This window comes from Streptococcus mitis (assembly GCF_946190375.1).
In the GTDB taxonomy this organism is placed as follows: domain Bacteria; phylum Bacillota; class Bacilli; order Lactobacillales; family Streptococcaceae; genus Streptococcus; species Streptococcus mitis_CJ.
Genome location: NZ_CAMIAF010000016.1, coordinates 1 through 19,676, shown reverse-complemented (window position 1 = coordinate 19,676; position 19,676 = coordinate 1). Strand labels below are relative to the sequence as shown.

Annotated in this window: 21 protein-coding genes and 2 pseudogenes; 8 read left to right on the top strand and 15 right to left on the bottom strand. The window is 40.0% G+C overall.

The annotated features are described in order from the left end of the window. Position 1: 1 nt before the first annotated feature. Complete coding sequence (locus tag N8M09_RS08250) at positions 2-1,024, bottom strand: branched-chain amino acid aminotransferase (RefSeq protein WP_261064841.1); 1,023 nt, start codon at positions 1,022-1,024, stop codon at positions 2-4. Between the two features lie 308 nt (positions 1,025-1,332). Between N8M09_RS08250 and N8M09_RS08245 the strand changes: the two are divergent. Beyond that, positions 1,333-1,574: pseudogene (locus N8M09_RS08245) on the top strand (IS630 transposase-related protein); the annotation flags it as partial. A 196-nt stretch (positions 1,575-1,770) separates the two neighbouring features. Beyond that, positions 1,771-1,899 carry a transposase gene (locus N8M09_RS08240; protein WP_419991728.1) on the top strand — a complete coding sequence of 43 codons (129 nt, stop codon included), beginning with the start codon at positions 1,771-1,773 and terminating at the stop codon, positions 1,897-1,899. A 199-nt stretch (positions 1,900-2,098) separates the two neighbouring features. Here N8M09_RS08240 and N8M09_RS08235 read toward each other — a convergent pair whose 3' ends face one another. The 5 genes from N8M09_RS08235 to N8M09_RS08215 all read right to left on the bottom strand — a co-directional run bounded on the left by N8M09_RS08235 (position 2,099) and on the right by N8M09_RS08215 (position 7,365). Then, the gene (locus N8M09_RS08235; RefSeq protein WP_261064840.1) at positions 2,099-3,265 is read right to left on the bottom strand and encodes an ATP-grasp domain-containing protein; all 1,167 of its coding nucleotides are present in this window, start codon (positions 3,263-3,265) and stop codon (positions 2,099-2,101) included. A gap of 12 nt (positions 3,266-3,277) precedes the next feature. Beyond that, positions 3,278-4,018, bottom strand: coding sequence for an esterase family protein (locus N8M09_RS08230; RefSeq protein WP_261064839.1), 741 nt, complete (start codon positions 4,016-4,018; stop codon positions 3,278-3,280). Between the two features lie 20 nt (positions 4,019-4,038). After that, positions 4,039-4,863, bottom strand: coding sequence for an alpha/beta hydrolase (locus N8M09_RS08225; RefSeq protein ID WP_261064838.1), 825 nt, complete (start codon positions 4,861-4,863; stop codon positions 4,039-4,041). A 136-nt stretch (positions 4,864-4,999) separates the two neighbouring features. After that, entirely contained in the window at positions 5,000-6,214 is a 1,215-nt protein-coding gene (gene thiI / locus N8M09_RS08220) for a tRNA uracil 4-sulfurtransferase ThiI (protein WP_261064837.1), read from the bottom strand. Positions 6,215-6,222: 8 nt separating this feature from the next. Continuing rightward, entirely contained in the window at positions 6,223-7,365 is a 1,143-nt protein-coding gene (locus N8M09_RS08215; protein ID WP_261064836.1) for a cysteine desulfurase family protein, read from the bottom strand. 138 nt (positions 7,366-7,503) lie between these two features. Between N8M09_RS08215 and N8M09_RS08210 the strand changes: the two genes are divergently transcribed. Continuing rightward, positions 7,504-7,941 carry a DUF6556 family protein gene (locus tag N8M09_RS08210; protein ID WP_261053974.1) on the top strand — a complete coding sequence of 146 codons (438 nt, stop codon included), beginning with the start codon at positions 7,504-7,506 and terminating at the stop codon, positions 7,939-7,941. A gap of 20 nt (positions 7,942-7,961) precedes the next feature. On the opposite strand, the pseudogene N8M09_RS08205 reads toward N8M09_RS08210, so the two are convergent. The 9 genes and pseudogenes from N8M09_RS08205 to glmU all read right to left on the bottom strand — a co-directional run. Then, positions 7,962-8,229: pseudogene (locus N8M09_RS08205) on the bottom strand (IS5/IS1182 family transposase); the annotation flags it as partial. Positions 8,230-8,270: 41 nt separating this feature from the next. Beyond that, positions 8,271-8,507 (bottom strand): hypothetical protein, encoded by a 237-nt coding sequence (locus N8M09_RS08200; protein ID WP_261064835.1) that lies wholly within the window; start codon positions 8,505-8,507, stop codon positions 8,271-8,273. Between the two features lie 110 nt (positions 8,508-8,617). Further along, positions 8,618-10,381, bottom strand: coding sequence for a glycerophosphodiester phosphodiesterase (locus N8M09_RS08195; RefSeq protein WP_261064834.1), 1,764 nt, complete (start codon positions 10,379-10,381; stop codon positions 8,618-8,620). An 8-nt stretch (positions 10,382-10,389) separates the two neighbouring features. Beyond that, positions 10,390-10,980: a 3'-5' exonuclease gene (locus tag N8M09_RS08190; protein ID WP_042751360.1), complete on the bottom strand. Its 591-nt coding sequence runs from the start codon at positions 10,978-10,980 to the stop codon at positions 10,390-10,392. Between the two features lie 252 nt (positions 10,981-11,232). Beyond that, positions 11,233-11,724: a chromosome segregation protein RocS gene (gene rocS / locus N8M09_RS08185; RefSeq protein ID WP_000021242.1), complete on the bottom strand. Its 492-nt coding sequence runs from the start codon at positions 11,722-11,724 to the stop codon at positions 11,233-11,235. A 76-nt stretch (positions 11,725-11,800) separates the two neighbouring features. After that, the gene (locus N8M09_RS08180) at positions 11,801-12,493 is read right to left on the bottom strand and encodes a 5'-methylthioadenosine/adenosylhomocysteine nucleosidase (RefSeq protein ID WP_261064833.1); all 693 of its coding nucleotides are present in this window, start codon (positions 12,491-12,493) and stop codon (positions 11,801-11,803) included. A 16-nt stretch (positions 12,494-12,509) separates the two neighbouring features. Next, a complete protein-coding gene (macP, locus tag N8M09_RS08175; RefSeq protein ID WP_000517862.1) occupies positions 12,510-12,821 on the bottom strand; it encodes a cell wall synthase accessory phosphoprotein MacP in 312 nt (103 codons plus the stop codon). An 11-nt stretch (positions 12,822-12,832) separates the two neighbouring features. Further along, complete coding sequence (locus tag N8M09_RS08170) at positions 12,833-13,378, bottom strand: NUDIX hydrolase (protein WP_000393816.1); 546 nt, start codon at positions 13,376-13,378, stop codon at positions 12,833-12,835. A 9-nt stretch (positions 13,379-13,387) separates the two neighbouring features. After that, positions 13,388-14,767, bottom strand: a complete 1,380-nt coding sequence (gene glmU, locus N8M09_RS08165; protein ID WP_261064832.1) for a bifunctional UDP-N-acetylglucosamine diphosphorylase/glucosamine-1-phosphate N-acetyltransferase GlmU — start codon at positions 14,765-14,767, stop codon at positions 13,388-13,390. A gap of 155 nt (positions 14,768-14,922) precedes the next feature. On the opposite strand from glmU, the gene N8M09_RS08160 reads away from it, so the two are divergent. From N8M09_RS08160 to lysS, 5 genes are all read left to right on the top strand, one after another. Next, positions 14,923-15,723 carry a glycoside hydrolase family 25 protein gene (locus N8M09_RS08160; RefSeq protein ID WP_261064831.1) on the top strand — a complete coding sequence of 267 codons (801 nt, stop codon included), beginning with the start codon at positions 14,923-14,925 and terminating at the stop codon, positions 15,721-15,723. Between the two features lie 94 nt (positions 15,724-15,817). After that, entirely contained in the window at positions 15,818-16,660 is an 843-nt protein-coding gene (locus tag N8M09_RS08155) for a DUF368 domain-containing protein (protein WP_261064830.1), read from the top strand. Continuing rightward, positions 16,660-17,142, top strand: a complete 483-nt coding sequence (locus N8M09_RS08150; RefSeq protein WP_261064829.1) for an aminoacyl-tRNA deacylase — start codon at positions 16,660-16,662, stop codon at positions 17,140-17,142. Before N8M09_RS08155 ends, N8M09_RS08150 begins: the two co-directional genes overlap by 1 nt. Next, the gene (locus N8M09_RS08145; protein WP_261064828.1) at positions 17,142-17,759 is read left to right on the top strand and encodes a histidine phosphatase family protein; all 618 of its coding nucleotides are present in this window, start codon (positions 17,142-17,144) and stop codon (positions 17,757-17,759) included. The genes N8M09_RS08150 and N8M09_RS08145 overlap by 1 nt, the downstream gene beginning before the upstream one ends. A gap of 288 nt (positions 17,760-18,047) precedes the next feature. Further along, complete coding sequence (gene lysS / locus N8M09_RS08140; RefSeq protein WP_261064827.1) at positions 18,048-19,538, top strand: lysine--tRNA ligase; 1,491 nt, start codon at positions 18,048-18,050, stop codon at positions 19,536-19,538. The last annotated feature ends 138 nt before the right edge of the window (positions 19,539-19,676 follow it).

Here is a 19,676-nt window from a genome sequence, read left to right as displayed (position 1 = left end):
TTTAATCTACTTTTACAATCCAACCTTCTGGCGCTTCAATATCACCAAACTGAATACCTGTCAATTCATCATAGAGTTTACGAGTCACAGGGCCAACTTCTGTTTCACTATAGAATACATGGAAATCATCGCCGTGCTGAATTCCACCAATTGGCGAAATAACTGCTGCTGTACCACAGGCACCTGCCTCTACAAAACGGTCAAGGTTATCAATTGGGACATCTCCCTCAATAGGAGTCAAGCCCAAGCGGTGTTCTGCCAAATAAAGCAAAGAATACTTAGTAATAGATGGCAAGATAGATGGACTCAATGGTGTTACAAACTCATTGTCAGCTGTAATTCCAAAGAAGTTAGCTGAACCGACTTCTTCAATCTTTGTATGAGTTGAAGGGTCTAGGTAGATAACATCTGAGAAATGACGTGATTTCGCCAATTTCCCTGGCAAGAGACTGGCAGCATAGTTCCCACCAACCTTAGCCGCACCTGTACCATTTGGAGCGGCACGGTCGTATTCATCCTGAATCAAGAAGTTGGTTGGAACCAAACCACCCTTAAAGTAATTTCCAACTGGCATAGCAAAGATGGTGAAAATGTATTCCTCTGCTGGTTTAACCCCGATAATATCTCCAACACCAATCAAAAGTGGACGAAGATAAAGGGTTCCACCTGTTCCATATGGTGGTACGTATTCTTCATTGGCGCGGACAACTGCCTTACAAGCTTCTACAAACATGTCTGTCGGAACTTGTGGCATCAAGAGACGATTACAAGTACGTTGCAGACGTTTAGCATTTTCGTCAGGACGGAAAAGTTGAACACTACCATCCTTAGTACGGTAAGCTTTCAAACCTTCAAATGCTTGTTGACCATAGTGAAGACTTGGAGAAGACTCTGAAATATGCAAAGTTGCATCCTCTGTGAGCTCTCCTTGATCCCATTGTCCATTTTTAAAATGAGCAATATAGCGATAAGGTAATTTCATATAGGAGAAACCAAGGTTCTCCCAATCAATCGTTACTGTCATATTCCACTCCTTATTCTAAAAACCTATTTCTTATATTCTACACTTTTTTTCTAAAATAGCAAGTATATTTTGTAATTTTCAGAAAATTTCTTCAATAAAAAGAATCTAAGGTATCAATAGTAATGAATCCTATATGGAGATTGCATAAAAGACTCAAATTATTCTTCTATCTCATTTAGTGAAATCTATTCAATAATTGAACTTATTTTTGACATACATAGAGCCCGTACATTAATATTAGTAACCTGTTTCGACAGAGATATGATAAAATGAACTAAAGATAGTACACAATGTGGTACAGTCATCTTATACCATATTCAATAGATTTACGTAAAAAAGTTCTTGCCTATTGTAAGCGAACAGGTAGTATAACAGAATTCCAAATCTCACTTAATACCATTATCTAAAAGAGAAAATAGGTAATCTAAACCATCAAGTAAAAGGAACAAAACCAAGAAAAGTTGATAGAGACAGACTTAAAAACTATCTTACCGACAATCCAGACGCTTATTTGACTGAAATAGCTTCTGAATTTGGCTGTCATCCAACTATAGCGTATTGAATCTAGAATAGCACATTACGGTTGCTAAAACATTTTTAGAAAAAATTGACTTTCTCAATCACTTTGTTCACATCTTATTTCAATCTACTATACTATCCACTATGCTCTCAAAGCTATAGGCTACACTCGAAAAAAAGAATCATACCTACTATGAACAAGCCCCAGAAAAGTAGCTTTATTTCTTATTCCTCCCCACTCACCTGAGTACAATCTTATTGAGAAAACCTGGGCTCATATCAAAAAGCACCTCAAAAAGAGTTTGGGACAAAAGTCTAACCTTAAATATAAAAAGCGAACAAAACGAGTTATCTGACATTCAGAATTCTATCTTGTTCGCTTTTTTCCTAATCTATCGATTTTAAAAATTTATAATAAAGAATTCCTAAAATCACAATATTTTTGTCCCAGACTCTTTTACGAGGCTCTTTTGTCCTATTCTTGTTTCAATCTGCTGTGTTTCTCATAAAAAACAAAAGGATTAAGGGAGTGAATTTCCTTAATCCGATAGTCTCTTAAGCCTGACGCTGACCAAAATCCTTAATCATCTGATCCATTTCTTGTCGACTAGGAGTTGTCAGCATATAAAGGTAATCTCCTTGAAGTTCTGCGAAGGCAGCTGGCATGATTTTTTTAACCTTGAACTGCTGACTGTATTTGGCAAGCAAGTCCTCTTCTGAATAGACATAGTGAGCATTTGCACGACGTGATGTAGCCAAACAATACTGAGGTTCAAACTCTGACGCTGGGAACTCTTCTCCTGCGACTATAGCTGCGTAGCCACGATAGAGGTCCAAGGAATGAGCAAAATTATAAACATCGATAGTGAAACCACCTGCAGGACGGTTATTGTACTCGATGGCAATGTAATCGTCCCCTTCACGGAAGAACTCAATATGGAAGAACCGTTCTTTCATGCCAAATTCCTTGACAATTGCCTCACCATATTTACGTAATTTAGGATCCATATCCTTGAGAACGTAATAAGAATTGTCCATCTTGTAAATCATGAGATCCAGCGGTGTATAGGCGTAATCAAAGGTTGTTGAGAAGACAATTTTACCATCCTTGTCCACAAGACCATCAAAGGTGCAAATTTCGCTGGAAGTGACAAATTTCTCAAAGAAATAAACGGTTGAATGATCCCACTCAGTCTTGAAGTGATTGATATCGTCTTCTGTCTCAAGCTTAAAGGTTGCGGCTGCTCCCACTCCATTGTCAGGTTTGGCAATCATTGGAAGGCCGATTTCATTCACAGCTTGATCCACATCTGCTTCCGTCTTAATAACAGATCCAGGTACCACAGGGACACCTGCTTTTTTGAAGAGTTTCTTCATTTCAGACTTAAATTTCGTCTTTTTGAGATCCTCTGGTTTGGCACCAAAGACATTGAATTGTTCTCTGAGTGTTGCATCTAGCTCAAGCCAGTATTCATTGTGGGATTCAATACGGTCAATTGGGCCATGTTTATAAAAGAGAAAAGCAACTGCACGTTTGACTTCATCTATATTTTCAAGATTGTCAACACGGAAATACTCGGTCAGGCTATTGCGCAAAGACTCATCTAATTGCTCGTATGGTTCTTGACCAATTCCCAAGACTGTGATGCCTTTATTGGCAAGTTCGATGGTAAACTGTTGAAAGTTTTGTGGATAGTAGGGAGAAATAACAAGGTAATTCATAGGTCACTCCTTTTATAAATAGAGATTACCGAGGAAATAAGGCATTTGTTTGCGCCACCATTCCCAGTCGTGGGCGACATCATGTCCCCACTCAGCAAACCAGGCTGGAATTTGTTTCTGGTCAAAGGCTTCTTTGAGCTTGTAGAAGGATGGTAAACCATCTTGTTCCCAGGCTCCAAGACCCGTACACAGCACAATCTCTGCCTGACGATAACGGTCAATAAACCAGCCGTCGTTTTGGTTCCAGATATAATCTACTGGCGAGTTTTGGTAAATTGCATCGTCATTGTAGTAATCTCCGACAAAGAAACGTGCGTCGTAGACACCACTAAGAGCAATTACTTTGGTAAAGACATCTGGATGCTGGAGGAAGAAATTGAGTGCATGGTAGGCACCCATCGAACAACCTGTCGTCATCATGCCATCAAACCAACCTGTCTTGTGCTTGATAAAAGGAATGGCCTCCTCAATCACATAGCGCTCGTAGGCACGGTGCATCTCTGCTTGGTCGTGACCGTTTTTCCAAGTGGCCAACCAGCTCTCACTGTCTACACTGGAGAGGGTAAAGAACTGAACACGGCCTTCATCTATAAAGGAAGCACAGGCATCAATCATGCCAAAATCATAGTATTCGTTGTGACTACCACCTGATGAAGCAAAGACCACAACTGGAATCCCAGCATGACCATAACGGTTAAGGTACATTTCACGGTTAAGATTGCCACTCCAGTGGCTAAGATGTTCAATATGCATTGGCTTTCTCCTTTCTTGCTTTACCATTTTTCTGCAAAAAATCTCAGACAGTCTGGTAAATTCTCCGACCAAGGGATTTCACTATGGATGGCACCAGACTGAACTTTCAAAACAAGATTGCCCAAGTGTACTCCCCCTGCTATCAAATCATGGTAATAGCGAAGCGATGAGTCGATATAGGCTTGTTTGATATTGCCAGCCATCAAGGTCTTGTCTGTATCATCTGCTTCTTCTGTTCCAACATAGATAAAGATACGCTGGTCAGGCGATAGTTGCTGACGCTCGATATAGCGGTTAAAGGCTTCTTGGTGGAGCCAGTTGGCAGATGAAAAGACGCCCAAGCAACCAATTTGGTCTTGGTATTCCAAACCGATAAACTGGGTAATATTGCCTCCTAGTGAGGAACCAATCATAGCCGTATGCTGGCGGTCAGCTTTGGTACGGTAGGTCTCATCGATAAAAGGTTTGACCACCTCCATGACAAACTCGGCATACTCCACACCCTTACCACCAAACTGCTGCCCTGGGATAGGAGATTCTTGGAACTTCCAAGCCGCATACTCATTCATCCGCCCCATACCATCATTATCAATGGCAACGACAATCATGCGACTGATATCAGGATTACGCTTAATAGCTGGGATAATCTTCCATGAATGGCCAATGAAAGACTCCTTGCTATAAAAAACATTTTGCCCGTCATGAAAGTAAACAACAGGATAGGAACGATCCGTGTCTTTCTCATAATCTTTAGGAAGAAGAACACGTACACGACGCTCCTTCCCTGTATAAGGAACCTTGAGTTTGTGTTCTTTCATTTTTAAATAAAAGTAGGATTGATTCATTGTCAGAAAACTCTCTATATTCAAAATTTTATCTTATTATATCACAATTATAGAAAAAAGTTAGTTTTGCTTCCACTTTTGGAATTAAAAACTAACTTTTTTATTTAATTTTCTAAATTCTTTTGGATTTTCTGATTTAGAGGAGATTATCAATCAAGTCATCCACTTCATCTTTTTCAGCTTGAGGTGTAATCTCGGTAATCATGATACCAGCCACTGCTCGTTCAACCAAGGCTTCAACATCCATACGCGCTTCGTACTGCTCCGCATTCTTAATCTTAGGATTTGTTTTTGGACGATCTGGTGCAAAAATCGTACAGCAGTCTTCAAAAGGCTGGATAGAAATTTCAAAGGTGTCGATTTCCTGGGCGATGTCAATGATTTCCAACTTGTCCATTGTCACAACTGGACGGATGATGGGAGTGTTGGTCACAGCGTTAATAGCCTGCATACTTTCAAGAGTTTGACTGGCTACTTGACCAAGACTTTCACCATTGATGATAACTAAACCATTTCGTACCTCACGAATACGATCGGTAATCCGCATCATAAAACGACGGGTCAAGGTCATGAGATAGGCTTCTGGCGCCTTAGCCTTAATTTCCTCTTGAATCTCTGTGAAAGGCACTTCGATAAACTGGATATTGCCCCCAAACTTGGTCAATTTACGGGTCAAATCTTGAGCTTTTTTTAGTGCACCAGGACTCGTGTAAGGTGGGCTGGCAAAATGAACAGCCTCAATATCCACTCCACGTTTCAAAGCAAGATAACCTGCCACAGGTGAGTCAATCCCTCCTGACAACATAAGCATCCCTTTACCTGAAGTTCCAACTGGCAAACCACCAGCCCCACGAATGGTTTCATAAGAAAGATAGGCTGCTTCTTCACGTATCTCCACCTGAAGATTGATGTCAGGACTTTTCATTTGAGCTTGCACATTTGGAATGGCTTCGAAAACAGCACCTCCAAGTGTTTGATTGAGTTCACGACTATCCAACTCAAAGTTGTGGTCGCTACGTTTACTAGAGATTTTAAAGGTCATGCCTTCCTTGTAGATGTCCTGCATAATCTCTTGGACAGCAGACTTCAGAACTTCTACAGATTTTTCAACCTTATAAACAGGGGAAAAGTTTTGAATTCCAAAGACTTGCTTAAGCGATTCTGCAACTGCTGTGTAATCCGCGCCATTGAGGTATGCATGGGCACGATCACGATCTGCGGTTACCTTAACTTGGGGATAGATAGACAAAACGTCTGAAATATTATTGCGAAGTTTATTGATGAAACGCATACGGTTTTTACCCTTGGTTGACAACTCACCGTAGCGAATCATAATTTCTGAATATTGCATGAATGCTCCTATCTTACTTTTCTAGTTTGATTGTAAATCAATTTTAACTTGGTCAAAAACTGCTCGACCTGACTCATATCATTTTCAAGGTCTAGGCTAAGACGCACAGCTGACTGAGCCTTATCCTTGTCCACTCCCATGGCAATCAAGGTGCCTGCAGGCTTACCAGCTTTTGAAGAACAAGCTGAAGTGGTGGAAATAAAAATATCATAGTCTTCAAAGGCATGAACAATGACTTCACCACGAACACCCTTGATTCCAAAAGTCAGGATATGAGAGGCAAAGTCTTCCTCATCTGAAAAGACAAAAATATCTGGATAGTCCAGAAGTGCTTGACGAATCACTGCCTTCATCTGCCCAGTCTTGCTAGTAAAGATATCTAGCTTTTCCATAGACAAGCGGAGGGCCTTAGCTGTCGCTGCAATTCCTGCCACATTTTCAGTTGTCGAACGGTAATCACGTTCCTGACCACCACCTGTTAAAAGAGGCGTAATCTTCTTGCCAGACTTGATATAGACAAAACCAACACCACGGATTCCGTGGAACTTGTGACCAGAGAAAGTCGCGAAATCCACTCGTTCTGTCAGATACTTTTCAGTCGGAATCTTGGCAAGTGCCTGAACCGCATCAACGTGGAAGGAAATAGTCGGCTTGTCTGCTAACAGTTCTGAAATAGCCTCAATGGGCTGAACAGAGCCAATTTCATTGTTCACTGCCATGATGGAAACGAGGTTCGTATCTGGTCGTATCAAATCTGCTAGGGCCTCAACATCGACAAATCCTTTCTCATCTACTGGAGCCAAATCCACTTCAAAACCTTGAGATTTCAACCAAAGAGCTGATTCCTTGACTGCTGGATGTTCAATGGCTGATACGATGATGTGCTTGCCAAACTGGGCTTTTTCAAAGGCCACACCCTTGATAACCCAGTTATCACCTTCTGTTCCACCAGATGTAAAGAAGATTTCATCGCTTTTCTTACCGATTAAATCTGCAATCTGTTGACGGGAAGCATCTAAAATTCGTGTTGCCTGGTCTCCCAAACGATGGAGACTAGATGGATTTCCTAAAATTTTTGAAGCGACCTGCATATAAGTTTCAAGTGCTTCAGAATAGGGCTTGGTCGTCGCCGAATTATCAAAGTAAATCATGTTTTCTCACGCTTTCTAAAATCACTCCTTCTATTGTATCATGAAACGGAGCTTGCGACAAGAAAGGGCAATTCCTCTTTTTTTAAGATTTTTTTAAAGAAATGCGGTATAATAAATTTTAATTAAAGGAGAGAATGTATGTCTAATTATCGTAGAACTTCAAAACCAAAAACAGAACACATCAAAAAAGGCTTTACAGTCTTTCAAAAAACCGTTGCTACAATCGCTAGTATCCTTGGCTTGATTACCGCAAGTATCACTATCATGAACGCCTTGGATAATAACAAAAATACTAAAAAAGAACCTACGACAAGCCAGACGACAACTATTGTCAAAGAAATTCAAAAAGAATCCCCTAAAGAAAATACTAGTCCCAATAAGGAAAATCACACCACTCAAGAAAAAACACAACAAGAAGAAACGCCAAAATCTAGCGTCAAGGAAGAGAAAAAAGAAGAGCAGAAAACATCAACTCAGGATTCTTCTACTCCTGCTCCTACTCCAAGTAAACCTGCTACTGAAAACGAAAAACAGGTCAATCCGCCAACTTCAGAAAATAAAAGCAATCCTCAGTAAGCACATGATCTAAGAAAAAATCAACTCAAAAAATAAAACTGCGCAGTAACTTCTGTCTTGACCACAATCAAGCTAAAGAGAGACTGTGTTTTTGTATAATTGATGTTTTAGATGCTAGATTCTTGACCAATTTTGTGAGATTCATACTCATAAAGATGAATCCTAGCGATGTTATGACAGTTTATTTATTTCTAACATAAACTCTGCACATGCCAAAAATACTCTCTCATCTGCCCCAAAAGGGAAAACATCCATTTTCTGTTTGACATAAATTCGAAAGCCTTCTTCACGCAGAAGTTAGTAACCCTTTTACATCTGACATAAATAACCTAGTTCAACCACTTCATAGGCATTACTTCCTGTTTTATTCTTATTTCATACTCTTCGAAAATCTCTTCAAAGCACGTCAGCATCGCCTTACCGTAGATATGGTTACTGACTTCGTCAGTTCTATCCACAACCTCAAAACAGTGTTTTGAGCTGACTTCGTCAGTTTTATCTGCAACCTCAAAGTTGTACTTTGAGCAACCTGCGGCTAGCTTCCTAGTTTGCTCTTTGATTTTCATTGGGTATCAATTATAAACCATGGCATAATAAAACGAGCATATCCAACTGATACATCGCTCGTTTTTTTACTATTTCAGAGGTGAGTTTTTGATCAACCTCTTTTTGCTTACTAAAAATTAAAGAATTCCATAGCCTGTTTGAAAAGCAATTCAGTATACTCTGGGTCTTCTTGCGCAATGGTTACCTGGTCTTGAATCATTTCCAAGTCATCTGTTATCATGCCATCTGCTCCTAGCTGAACAGATTTATCAAAGGACTCTGAACTATTGATGGTCCAAACGTACAATTTCTGATCGGTATTCCATAGCTTGTTGACAAAATTTTGGTCCAAGGTCGAATACTCCATAGTGTAACCTGTAGCTTTCGTTCTTGGAAAAATACTATTGTAAGGCAGGATAAAATAGACTGGAATTTGTGAATCGTAGGCCAACACCTGATCAATCACATGGTAGTCCAAGGATTGCATTTGGTGACCATTCTGCTTAAGAATCGTTCCATATTTTTCCATAAAGCGTTTCATCATATCTGGACTATCTTTTCGACTGGTTTTAATCTCAATAAGAAGTTTTTGATGCAATTCATTAGCTTTGTTAAGGTAGTCATCAAAACTAGATATCTTGGTATGATAGCCATTTTCAGAAATATCAAGTTTGGTTAATTCATCCAAAGTGAGATCCTGAGGATTGGCATTAACTCCTGTCAGATTCTTGATATTGGCATCATGCATCATGACAAACTGGCCATCTTTTGTTTCCTGAACATCTGTCTCAACGAAATCTGGAGATAACTGAGCGGTTTTTTCTAGTGATTGGACGGTATTTTGTACACCATTCTTATTAGATACTCCCCTGTGAGAGATAATTAAAGGTTTATTGGCAACTGGAGCTTCTAAATAAACATAACCCTCAAGAGCGAAAAAGATACCAGCACATCCCATCACTCCCCATCTCATCCAGTGGTCTTTCTTTCTCCTTGGTGTGATTTCTAGTTCCTCCCCTGTCAAAAAGGAAACAAACTTAATGAGAAAGTAAGTCAAGGCCATATAGTGGAAATTCTTAATCAAGACAAAGTTGATCATTCCCAGCACAAGAGATTCCCTATGGGTCAAACCATCCATCAGTGTCTGACTTGCCAAGATTGGAATCAATAAAAGAATGAAAAATAGGTAGGTTTTGACAACAATCCAAAGTAAGTTCCAGATATAAAACCAGGAGTGCTTTCTTGTCTTCTCTAGACTGTATTTGACTGCTTCTTTGACTGTTTTTTTCTCAAATAAAAGCTGGGGTAGGGCAAACATCAAACGTATTGAAATGTAGAACAGCAGCAAGGCTAGAACAGTGATTACCAAACCGACCAACCAATACTTATCTTCTACATAGGCTACTATGAATTCCGGAATGACGATTTTATTGAGATAATAAATCTTTAAAATCTTTCGAATCAATGGAAAGAGCATCATGATATAAAAGAAAATAAAGGCCATTTTGGAAATCGTCACTTGTCTCATAAATAAGAAACTTTGACGAAAGACCTTGCGACTGTACTCCAGCAGAGTTCTCTTTTCATGATAGAGGAGGTGTCGAGCTCCGATAAAGAGGAGTCCTATCTGGTAATAGGCGACCAGTAAATTAACAATTACCAGAACAAATAAAGCAAGACTAACAAAGGGAGAACCCTTTATAATAGTAAAAATATTGTTGTAGGAAAGAAAGAGATAACCTGTCTGTCGGAGCAACAGTCCAGCAATCCAAGAATTAAGTGGCAACCAGACAAACTCAATCATCATAAATATCAAGAAAAAGAGAAAGAGAATTTTATCTAGATTAAAGTAGATTTTCCTAAAACCTAGATTTTTAGTTTTTTCAGGTTTCATAGGCACTCCTAGTCAAATAATTGAGACAAATCCAAGCCTCCAAAAGGATTGTTTGATAGGCTACTTTCTGTCTCTAACAATTCTCTAGCTTGATCCGACTCCAAGAAGGACTCGTAAACACGTGCCGTCATCCGAGCATCCTCCAAGCTATTATGAGACTGACCTTGAAATCCAAGAAATGAGGCAACAGTTTGCAATTTGAGATTGGCAATACCATGTAAATCCGAACTACGACGTTCAAAGGCTTCATCATACAAATCCACCTTGTACTGCTGGCTGTAGTCTAAACCATGCTCCGCTAGAATAGGCAAATCACTTTTAGCAGCATTGTAGCCTACCATGGGTAAAGAACCCACAAACTCTTGGAAATCTTTTATAACTTTCTCCACTGGAGGAGCATCTTTTAAGGTCTCAGCTGTAATCCCAGTCAAACCATTGATAAAACTCTTTAGAGGCACACTAGTGTGGACATAGGAATCATAGGCATCGATTTCCTGACCATCTCTAAAACGCACTGCCGATACTTGAATCAGGTGTGTTTGTCCTTCGTGCTGATTAAATTCTAAATCGAAAGCAATGTAATCTTCTAATCGTTCCATTTTCTACCTCTCCTATACTGTTATTTTATACTCTTCGAAAATCAAATTCAAACCGCGTCAGCTTCGCCTTGCCGTAGATATATGTAACTGACTTCGTCAGTCTTATCTACAACCTCAAAGCAGTGCTTTGAGCAGCCTGCGGCTCGCTTCCTAGTTTGCTCTTTGATTTTCATTGAGTATTAATTGAGCAACTATACTATTTAGAAACAAAAGAAGCCATCAGGTTAGCATGTAACCTAAACAGCTCCTTGATTATCCTCCAAATAAACGAGCAAAAAAGCCTTTCTTAGTGGATTGGACTTCTTCTTTTGCTTGGTCCAGCTCTAGCTTGAGATTTTCTTGATCCTTCATGGCTTGAAGAGTCAATTGTTGCTGTTGATCCAGTTGTTTGTCTTTCTCAGCAATCTGACGGTCTTTGATGCGCATTTGCTCATCTTTTTCTGATAACTGACGATCCTTGGCTTTTAATTGTTCATAGAGACGAAGAATTTCTGCATTCTTCTCATCAACTAGAATCTCCATCAGTTCACGCTGCTTGACATCTTCACTGACAGGCTCATCTTCAAAAATCGTTTTTTTATAGATTTCTTCTAGCTTAATCAAGCCACTTCTGGTAACTACCGTTACCCCTTTGTCATTTTTATCTGTGTCTTCTTCTGGTAATTCTTTGACACGGTTATTGATTGCTTGGCGAGATAATCCTAAAACCTCTGCAATCTCACTGACGGTCATTTCAATACTCATAATATCCTCTGAAACGTTTTCTAGCTTTTCTTTATTTAAATCTTATCATAAGCTAGAAAAACTGTCAAATTTTCGCTTAATCTAAAGCCTTCAAAAAGGCTAATAAGACTTGGGCAGAGCGACGTCCAGCTTCTATAATAAACTCATCAAAAGAGATGTTTGCTTCATGGTTGGCATTGTCACTCATAGCTCGAATGACTAAAACTGGGAGATTAAGGGCATGCGCTGCCTGAGCAATAGCTGCTCCTTCCATCTCAACTGCTAAAACTTCTGGAAAATGGGACTTAATCGCTTCTATCTTGTCATTTCCTGCGACAAAACTATCTCCTGTAACAATCAAACCAAGATGCCAGTTCTGGTCCAATTGAGATAGATTCTCTTGAATTTTGGCAACAAAGATTTTGTCTGATTCGAAATAAAGCGGTTGTTGCGCCATTTGTCCATAAGCATAACCAAAAGCTGTGACATCCACATCATGATAGGCTAACTTGTCAGCAATCACGACATCCCCAACAGCGATACCCTCTGCTACTGCTCCAGCAGATCCCGTATTAATTAGAGCATCCACTTGGAAATGATCAGCCAAAATCGCCACACTCATAGCAGACATGACCTTACCAATTCCACTTTCTACAAGAACGACTTCATGAGAGGCAATGGTGCCTGTATGATAGGTATTCCCCAAAACAACATGCTCTTGGGCATTGTCTAAATGCTGGACCAAATAAGCTAGTTCTTCTGGCATAGCTGCAATAATTCCTATTTTCATTTCAATTCCTTTTCTATTACAAAAGTTTCATTGCTAAGACAAGCAAAATCAAGAGAAAGATGACTGCAAATAAAATCTTATTCAACTTAGAATTGAAGACATTTCTCTTAGTATTTTCAATGCGACGGCTTTTATGAATAGACGGTTCGACCTGAATCTTCAAGGTTTCCTGGCTAAAACCATGTTCCTTAGGATTGGCATAACCAAAACGGGAAGAAGAGGTTGGTAAAATCTTGGTCTCCTCATCATCTAGCAAAGGGGGACCTGAAATTTTTTCGCCTCTATTAGCTCTTTCAATCATTTCATCCGTTAATAAAGGTTTACCCATACTGACCTCCTCTATTTTTTGTGCAATTCCCAATACTGAACAGCCATAATTGTCTTGGCATCACAAATATGACCTGATTGGATTAATTCCTTAGCTTCTTCTAAGCTCACTTCAAGGACTTCTAAGGTTTCATCCTCATCCTGGGGACGAGGATTTTCCACCTTTGTCAAATCGCTTGCTAGGTAAAGTTTTAACTTTTCATTACAAAAGCCAATGGCTGAGTAAAAATCGTACAAGAGTTCTAACTTTCCTGTATAGGCTGTTTCTTCCTCTAATTCACGAAGGGCAGCTGCTACAGGGTCTGTATTTTCTCCTACTTCTAATTTTCCGGCTGGAATTTCGTAAGAGACAGCCTCGATGGCTTTGCGGTACTGCTTGACCAAGATGAGTTTTTGTTCATCTGTTACAGCTAAAACGCAGACAGCTCCATTGTGGAAAATCAAATCCCGTTGGGCAGTTCCCTTGCCTTCTGGTAATTCAACCTGATCTTGGACAAGTTTAAATATTGGTCCTTGATAGATTTCTTTTCGGCTTAGCGTTTTTTCTTCAAATTCCATGATAGACTCCTACTGATTCTTAGGATGATGAGGAAGACGTGTTGCATATTCGTCTTTGTTGACCTGACGACCGCGACCAATAGCAATAGCATCCGCCGGCACGTCTTTAGTAATAGTTGAACCAGCACCAACAAGGGAATTGTCACCAAGTTCTACTGGCGCAATAATAGTTGAATTTGAACCAACAAAGACATTGTTGCCAATGACTGTCTTGTATTTGTTTTTGCCGTCATAGTTGACTGTAATGGTTCCAGCACCAAAGTTAACCTTGCTACCCACTTCACAGTTTCCGATATAAGTCAAATGACCAGCCTTGGTATTTTCACCGATAGAAGACCCTTTCACCTCAACAAAGTTTCCAATATGAACTTGAGCACCCAGACTTGAACCTGGACGAATGTGGGCATAAGGACCGACTGTCACACCGTCTGCAACACTACTTTCCTCAATCATAGAATTGGTAATGACAGAACCTGCTCCGATAGTGCTATCCACTACATAAGTACCGTTTGTCAAAACAGTCTCAGCACCAATTTTCGTTTGCCCCTTCAAGGTAACATTGGCTTCGATTTGAACTTCCGGAGCAATCTCAACGTCAATATCAATATAAGTTGCTTCTGGATTGACAAAGCTGACCCCGTTGACCATGTGATAATGATTGATGCGACGACGCATAACCGACTCAGCAGTCGCAAGAGCCACACGGTCGTTTACCCCAAGACTTTCATCAAAATCTTTCAAAGTATAAGCGCCGACTTTTTCACCAGCTTCACGGAAAATGCCAATGACATCTGTAATATAGTATTCGCCTTGAGCGTTATTGGTATTGATATTTTTCAAAGCCTCAAACAAACGCTCGTTGTCAAAAACATATGTTCCAGTGTTGATTTCCTTGATTTGCTTTTCAAAATCTGTAGCATCCTTCTGCTCAACAATGCGAAGAACCTCAGCATTGTCATTACGAACAATTCGTCCATAGCCGAAAGGATTATCTGTTTCAGCAGTCAAGATAGTCGCTACATTCTTATGATTGATGTGGAAATCAATCAAGTTTTTCAAGCTTTCACCTGTGATTAAAGGAGTATCCCCTGCAATGACCAAGGTGTGACCTGATAAACCTTCTAAAATAGGCTCTGTCATCATAACTGCATGGCCAGTCCCTAACTGTACAGATTGAGTCACAAATTCTGTCTGTCCAGCCAAGACCTGCTCAACCAATTCTGCCTTGTGTCCGACAACTGTTACTGTCTTTTCAGGTTGGATAGCTCCCACACTACGGAAAACATGTTCCAGCATTGAAATACCCGCAACCTTGTGCAACACTTTTGGCAAATCAGATTTCATGCGAGTCCCTTTACCCGCTGCTAAAATAATGGCATAATTTGACATAATCTTCTCTTTTCTCTAGAAATTCCCTTTTATTATACCATATTTCAAATCATTCCGCGCCCTTGAATGAAAAAATGCTCCAAAGTCCTTTCCTTAACCCATTTTTTGAGTATTTTTTTTGATTTTTTTTCATTTTTAAGGTAAAATTATGAGATATGAGAAAGAAAATAAATCCGCTTATTTTGTTTGGTTTTTTTGGGATTATGATTTTCATTTTAATCCTGAATCGCCCTCGTTTTGAGGACCATCCTGTAAAAACAAAGTCAAATATCGCGCAAGTAGAAACGCAAGCGCTACATAATATAGATAAACCGGTGATTGATGTTTCTGGTTGGCAACGTCCTGAGGAAATTAATTACGATACTCTCTCCCAAAACATTTCTGGAGCTATTGTTCGCGTCCATAGTGGTGCTCAAACGTCCAAAGAGAACGATGCTTCCTATGTTAATGGTGTTGATAAGGCCTTTAAAACCCATATCACCGAGTTTCAAAAACGAAATGTCCCAGTTGGTGTCTATGCTTATTTAGCTGGAAAAAGTGTCCAAGAAATGGAAAAAGCCGCTGAAGTTTTTTATAACGCCTCTTCACCATACAGCCCTAGTTACTATTGGCTAGACGTGGAAGAAAAAACCATGTCCAATATGAACGAGGGTGTTGAAGCCTTTCGAGCAAAGCTAGAATCACTTGGTGCAAAAAATATCGGCATCTACGTTGGGGTCTACTTCATGGAAGAACACAGTATTGATACAGACAAGTTTACCTCTGTTTGGATTCCTTCATACGGTTCAAATACTGGATTTTTCGAAAGCAAACCTAATACGGACTTAGATTACGACATCCACCAGTACACTTCTAAAGGAAAAATTGCTGGCTTTGACCACGATTTAGATATCAACGTCATTTCTTCCTTAAAAAACAAAGAAGAAACCTTTAGAAAACTCTTTTTAAAACCTTAAAAGCATTTGTTTAGCATTTGCTTTTTCTTTTTGTGTTTGATTGTGATACAATATAGTAAGGATTTTTTGAAATAGAAATAGTTGGAGGAAAAATATGCTCTCATGGTTAGCACGCCTTATTAAAGGGATTGTAATTGCTCTTGGATTTATCCTACCGGGAATTTCCGGAGGGGTTCTAGCAGCAATCTTAGGAATTTATGAACGAATGATTGGTTTTCTGGCCCATCCCTTTAAGGACTTTAAAGAAAATGTTTTGTACTTTATTCCAGTTGCCATCGGTATGCTTCTGGGAATTGGCTTATTTTCTTACCCGATTGGATACTTGCTTGAAAATTATCAGGTCTTTGTCTTATGGAGCTTTGCGGGTGCCATTATTGGTACTGTTCCTAGCCTTCTCAAAGAATCAACTCGAGAATCTGACCGAGACAAGATTGATTTAGCTTGGTTCTGGACGACCTTTATTATTTCTGGATTAGGACTCTATGCCTTAAATTTTGTTGTTGGAACCTTAAGCGCCAGCTTTCTTAACTTCGTCCTAGCAGGTGCACTACTGGCTCTTGGCGTATTGGTACCTGGCCTCAGTCCATCAAATCTACTTTTAATTTTGGGACTCTATGCTCCTATGTTGACTGGTTTTAAAACCTTTGACCTCTTGGGAACTTTCTTCCCGATTGGAATTGGTGCAGGTGCAACTCTCATCGTTTTTTCAAAATTGATGGATTATGCCTTAAACAACTATCACTCACGCGTCTATCATTTCATCATCGGAATCGTCTTATCAAGCACCCTTTTGATCTTGATTCCAAATGCAGGAAACGCTGAGAGTATCCAATACACAGGCCTTTCACTTGTTGGGTATGTCATCATCGCCTTCTTCTTTGCACTGGGAATCTGGCTTGGTATTTGGATGAGCCAATTGGAGGATAAGTATAAATAATGGCAAAAAAAGTTAAAGTCAAAAAAACATTAGTAGAACAAATCCTGTCTAAAGCAGGTATCCAACATCAGGGGATTCAAATCAATGCCCTGGAAGGAGAGCTTCCTCAAGGTTATGAACGAGATCAGATTTTCAAAACCTTGGCTCTTTTGGGAGATAAAACAGGACCGATTATCGGAATTGTCCCTATCACTCAACACTTGTCGGAAAAGAAACTAGCCAAAATTTCTGGCAATAAAAAAGTGAGCATGATTCCACAAAAGGACTTGGAAAAGACAACAGGTTATATTCATGGAGCCAATAATCCTGTCGGAATTCGTCAGAAACACAATTATCCCATTTTTATCGATAAAATTGCTCTAGACTTGGATCAAATGATTGTCTCCGCTGGGGAAGTTGGTCACAGCATTATAGTCTCTCCCCAAGACTTAGCCAGCTTTGTAAAGGCCGACTTTGCAGATATCTTGGAGGACAGCAAGTAATGAAACTCTACTTTGTCCGCCACGGTCGTACTGTCTGGAACCAAGAAGGACGCTTTCAAGGTGCTAGTGGAGACTCTCCCCTTCTTCCTGAATCCATTGACACCCTAAAACGACTTGGCCAGTATCTCAAGGATATTCCTTTTGATTGGATTTATTCAAGTGATTTACCTCGAGCGGTCAAATCTGCTGAAGTTATCCAAAGTCAACTCAAGACGCCCTGTCCTTTAGAAAGTGTTCCTAATCTCCGTGAATGGCAGCTGGGGAAGTTAGAAGGTTTGAAAATTGCAACCTTGGAATCTATTTACCCACAACAAATCAAAGCTTTTCGATCTAATCTTGCTCAATTTGACACTCAAATGTTTGGAGCCGAATCCCTCTATAGCACAACACAACGAACTATCCAATTTATCAATTCCTTAAAAGATAGTCCGGCTGAGCGTATTCTAATTGTCGGTCACGGTGCTAATCTCACTGCCAGTCTTCGTACTCTTCTAGGATATAAAGAACCACTTCTTCGTAAAGATGGAGGTCTAGCAAATGCCAGCCTAACCATTCTAGAAACCCATGATTTTGAAACATTTACTCTCGATACTTGGAATGATACTTCCTATCAATAACAGAACTTGATTTTATACTCAATGAAAATCAAAGAGCAAACTAGGAAACTAGCCGCAGGCTGCTCAAAGCACAGCTTTGAGGTCGCAGATAAAACTGACGAAGTCAGGAACATGCATACGGCAAGGCGACGTTGGCGTGGTTTGAAGAAATTTTAGAAGAGTATTAGCGTCAAGTTCTTTTTAGTTTTGAAAGATTATCCGTGAATTTCTTGGCTATTTATGATAAAATGGGAGTATCGCAAAAAATGACTCATCGTATTCAATTTTGAGTAAAACTAGGAGGATCCCATGTCAACAGAACATATGGAAGAACTAAATGACCAGCAGATCGTTCGCCGTGAAAAAATGGCTGCGCTCCGTGAACAAGGAATCGATCCCTTTGGAAAACGCTTTGAACGTACTGCAAATTCACAAGAATTAAAAGATAAATTTGCTGACCTCGATAAAGAACAATTACACGATAAAAACGAAACAGCTACTATCGCAGGACGCTTGGTAACCAAACGTGGTAAAGGTAAAGTTGGATTTGCCCACCTTCAAGACCGCGAAGGTCAAATCCAGATCTACGTTCGTAAGGATGCTGTCGGTGAAGAAAACTACGAAATCTTCAAAAAAGCAGACCTTGGTGACTTCCTTGGTGTCGAAGGTGAAGTGATGCGTACAGATATGGGAGAACTCTCTATCAAGGCGACTCACATTACACACTTGTCTAAGGCACTTCGCCCACTTCCAGAGAAATTCCACGGTTTGACTGACGTTGAAACAATTTACCGTAAACGTTACCTTGACTTGATTTCTAACCGTGAAAGCTTTGAACGCTTTGTCACTCGTTCAAAAATCATTTCTGAAATCCGTCGTTACCTTGACCAAAAAGGCTTCCTTGAAGTAGAAACACCTGTTCTTCACAACGAGGCTGGTGGTGCTGCTGCCCGTCCATTTATCACTCACCACAATGCCCAAAACATTGATATGGTGCTTCGTATTGCGACTGAGCTTCACTTGAAACGCCTAATCGTAGGTGGTATGGAACGTGTCTATGAAATTGGCCGTATCTTCCGTAACGAAGGAATGGATGCTACTCACAACCCTGAGTTCACTTCTATCGAAGTTTACCAAGCTTATGCTGACTTCCAAGACATCATGGACTTGACTGAAGGCATTATCCAACATGCTGCTAAAGCTGTCAAAGGCGATGGTCCAGTCAACTATCAAGGTACTGAAATCAAGATTAACGAACCATTTAAACGTGTTCACATGGTGGATGCTATTAAAGACATTACTGGTGTCGATTTCTGGCAAGACATGACTTTGGAAGAAGCTAAAGCTATTGCTGCTGAGAAGAAAGTTCCAGTTGAGAAACACTACACTGAAGTTGGCCACATCATCAATGCTTTCTTTGAAGAGTTTGTTGAAGAAACCTTGATCCAACCAACCTTTGTCTATGGCCATCCAGTAGCTGTATCTCCGCTCGCTAAGAAAAATCCTGAAGACGAACGCTTTACAGACCGTTTCGAGCTCTTCATCATGACTAAAGAGTACGGTAATGCCTTTACTGAGTTGAACGACCCAATCGACCAGCTTAGCCGTTTCGAAGCCCAAGCTAAAGCCAAAGAACTTGGTGATGATGAAGCAACAGGCATCGACTATGACTACATCGAGGCCCTTGAATACGGTATGCCTCCTACAGGTGGTTTGGGAATCGGTATAGACCGTCTCTGCATGCTCCTCACCGACACAACTACTATCCGTGATGTATTGCTCTTCCCAACAATGAAATAAGCTCTTATCCTCTGGTAGTTGCCAGAGGATTTTTTGATGCAAAAAGAGACTGAGTAAAAACGGCTCTATAATATTTGTAGTGGGTAAATCCCCTATGGATATTATGGAGCCTCTTTTGTTGTAGAAAAAAAATCCCAT

Coding starts and splice junctions, on each gene's coding strand:
- N8M09_RS08250 (WP_261064841.1), bottom strand. CDS start 1,024: ATGACAGTAACGATTGATTGGGAGAACCTTGGTTTCTCCTATATGAAA.
- N8M09_RS08235 (WP_261064840.1), bottom strand. CDS start 3,265: ATGAATTACCTTGTTATTTCTCCCTACTATCCACAAAACTTTCAACAG.
- N8M09_RS08230 (WP_261064839.1), bottom strand. CDS start 4,018: ATGCATATTGAACATCTTAGCCACTGGAGTGGCAATCTTAACCGTGAA.
- N8M09_RS08225 (WP_261064838.1), bottom strand. CDS start 4,863: ATGAATCAATCCTACTTTTATTTAAAAATGAAAGAACACAAACTCAAG.
- thiI (WP_261064837.1), bottom strand. CDS start 6,214: ATGCAATATTCAGAAATTATGATTCGCTACGGTGAGTTGTCAACCAAG.
- N8M09_RS08215 (WP_261064836.1), bottom strand. CDS start 7,365: ATGATTTACTTTGATAATTCGGCGACGACCAAGCCCTATTCTGAAGCA.
- N8M09_RS08210 (WP_261053974.1), top strand. CDS start 7,504: ATGTCTAATTATCGTAGAACTTCAAAACCAAAAACAGAACACATCAAA.
- N8M09_RS08200 (WP_261064835.1), bottom strand. CDS start 8,507: ATGAAAATCAAAGAGCAAACTAGGAAGCTAGCCGCAGGTTGCTCAAAG.
- N8M09_RS08195 (WP_261064834.1), bottom strand. CDS start 10,381: ATGAAACCTGAAAAAACTAAAAATCTAGGTTTTAGGAAAATCTACTTT.
- N8M09_RS08190 (WP_042751360.1), bottom strand. CDS start 10,980: ATGGAACGATTAGAAGATTACATTGCTTTCGATTTAGAATTTAATCAG.
- rocS (WP_000021242.1), bottom strand. CDS start 11,724: ATGAGTATTGAAATGACCGTCAGTGAGATTGCAGAGGTTTTAGGATTA.
- N8M09_RS08180 (WP_261064833.1), bottom strand. CDS start 12,493: ATGAAAATAGGAATTATTGCAGCTATGCCAGAAGAACTAGCTTATTTG.
- macP (WP_000517862.1), bottom strand. CDS start 12,821: ATGGGTAAACCTTTATTAACGGATGAAATGATTGAAAGAGCTAATAGA.
- N8M09_RS08170 (WP_000393816.1), bottom strand. CDS start 13,378: ATGGAATTTGAAGAAAAAACGCTAAGCCGAAAAGAAATCTATCAAGGA.
- glmU (WP_261064832.1), bottom strand. CDS start 14,767: ATGTCAAATTATGCCATTATTTTAGCAGCGGGTAAAGGGACTCGCATG.
- N8M09_RS08160 (WP_261064831.1), top strand. CDS start 14,923: ATGAGAAAGAAAATAAATCCGCTTATTTTGTTTGGTTTTTTTGGGATT.
- N8M09_RS08155 (WP_261064830.1), top strand. CDS start 15,818: ATGCTCTCATGGTTAGCACGCCTTATTAAAGGGATTGTAATTGCTCTT.
- N8M09_RS08150 (WP_261064829.1), top strand. CDS start 16,660: ATGGCAAAAAAAGTTAAAGTCAAAAAAACATTAGTAGAACAAATCCTG.
- N8M09_RS08145 (WP_261064828.1), top strand. CDS start 17,142: ATGAAACTCTACTTTGTCCGCCACGGTCGTACTGTCTGGAACCAAGAA.
- lysS (WP_261064827.1), top strand. CDS start 18,048: ATGTCAACAGAACATATGGAAGAACTAAATGACCAGCAGATCGTTCGC.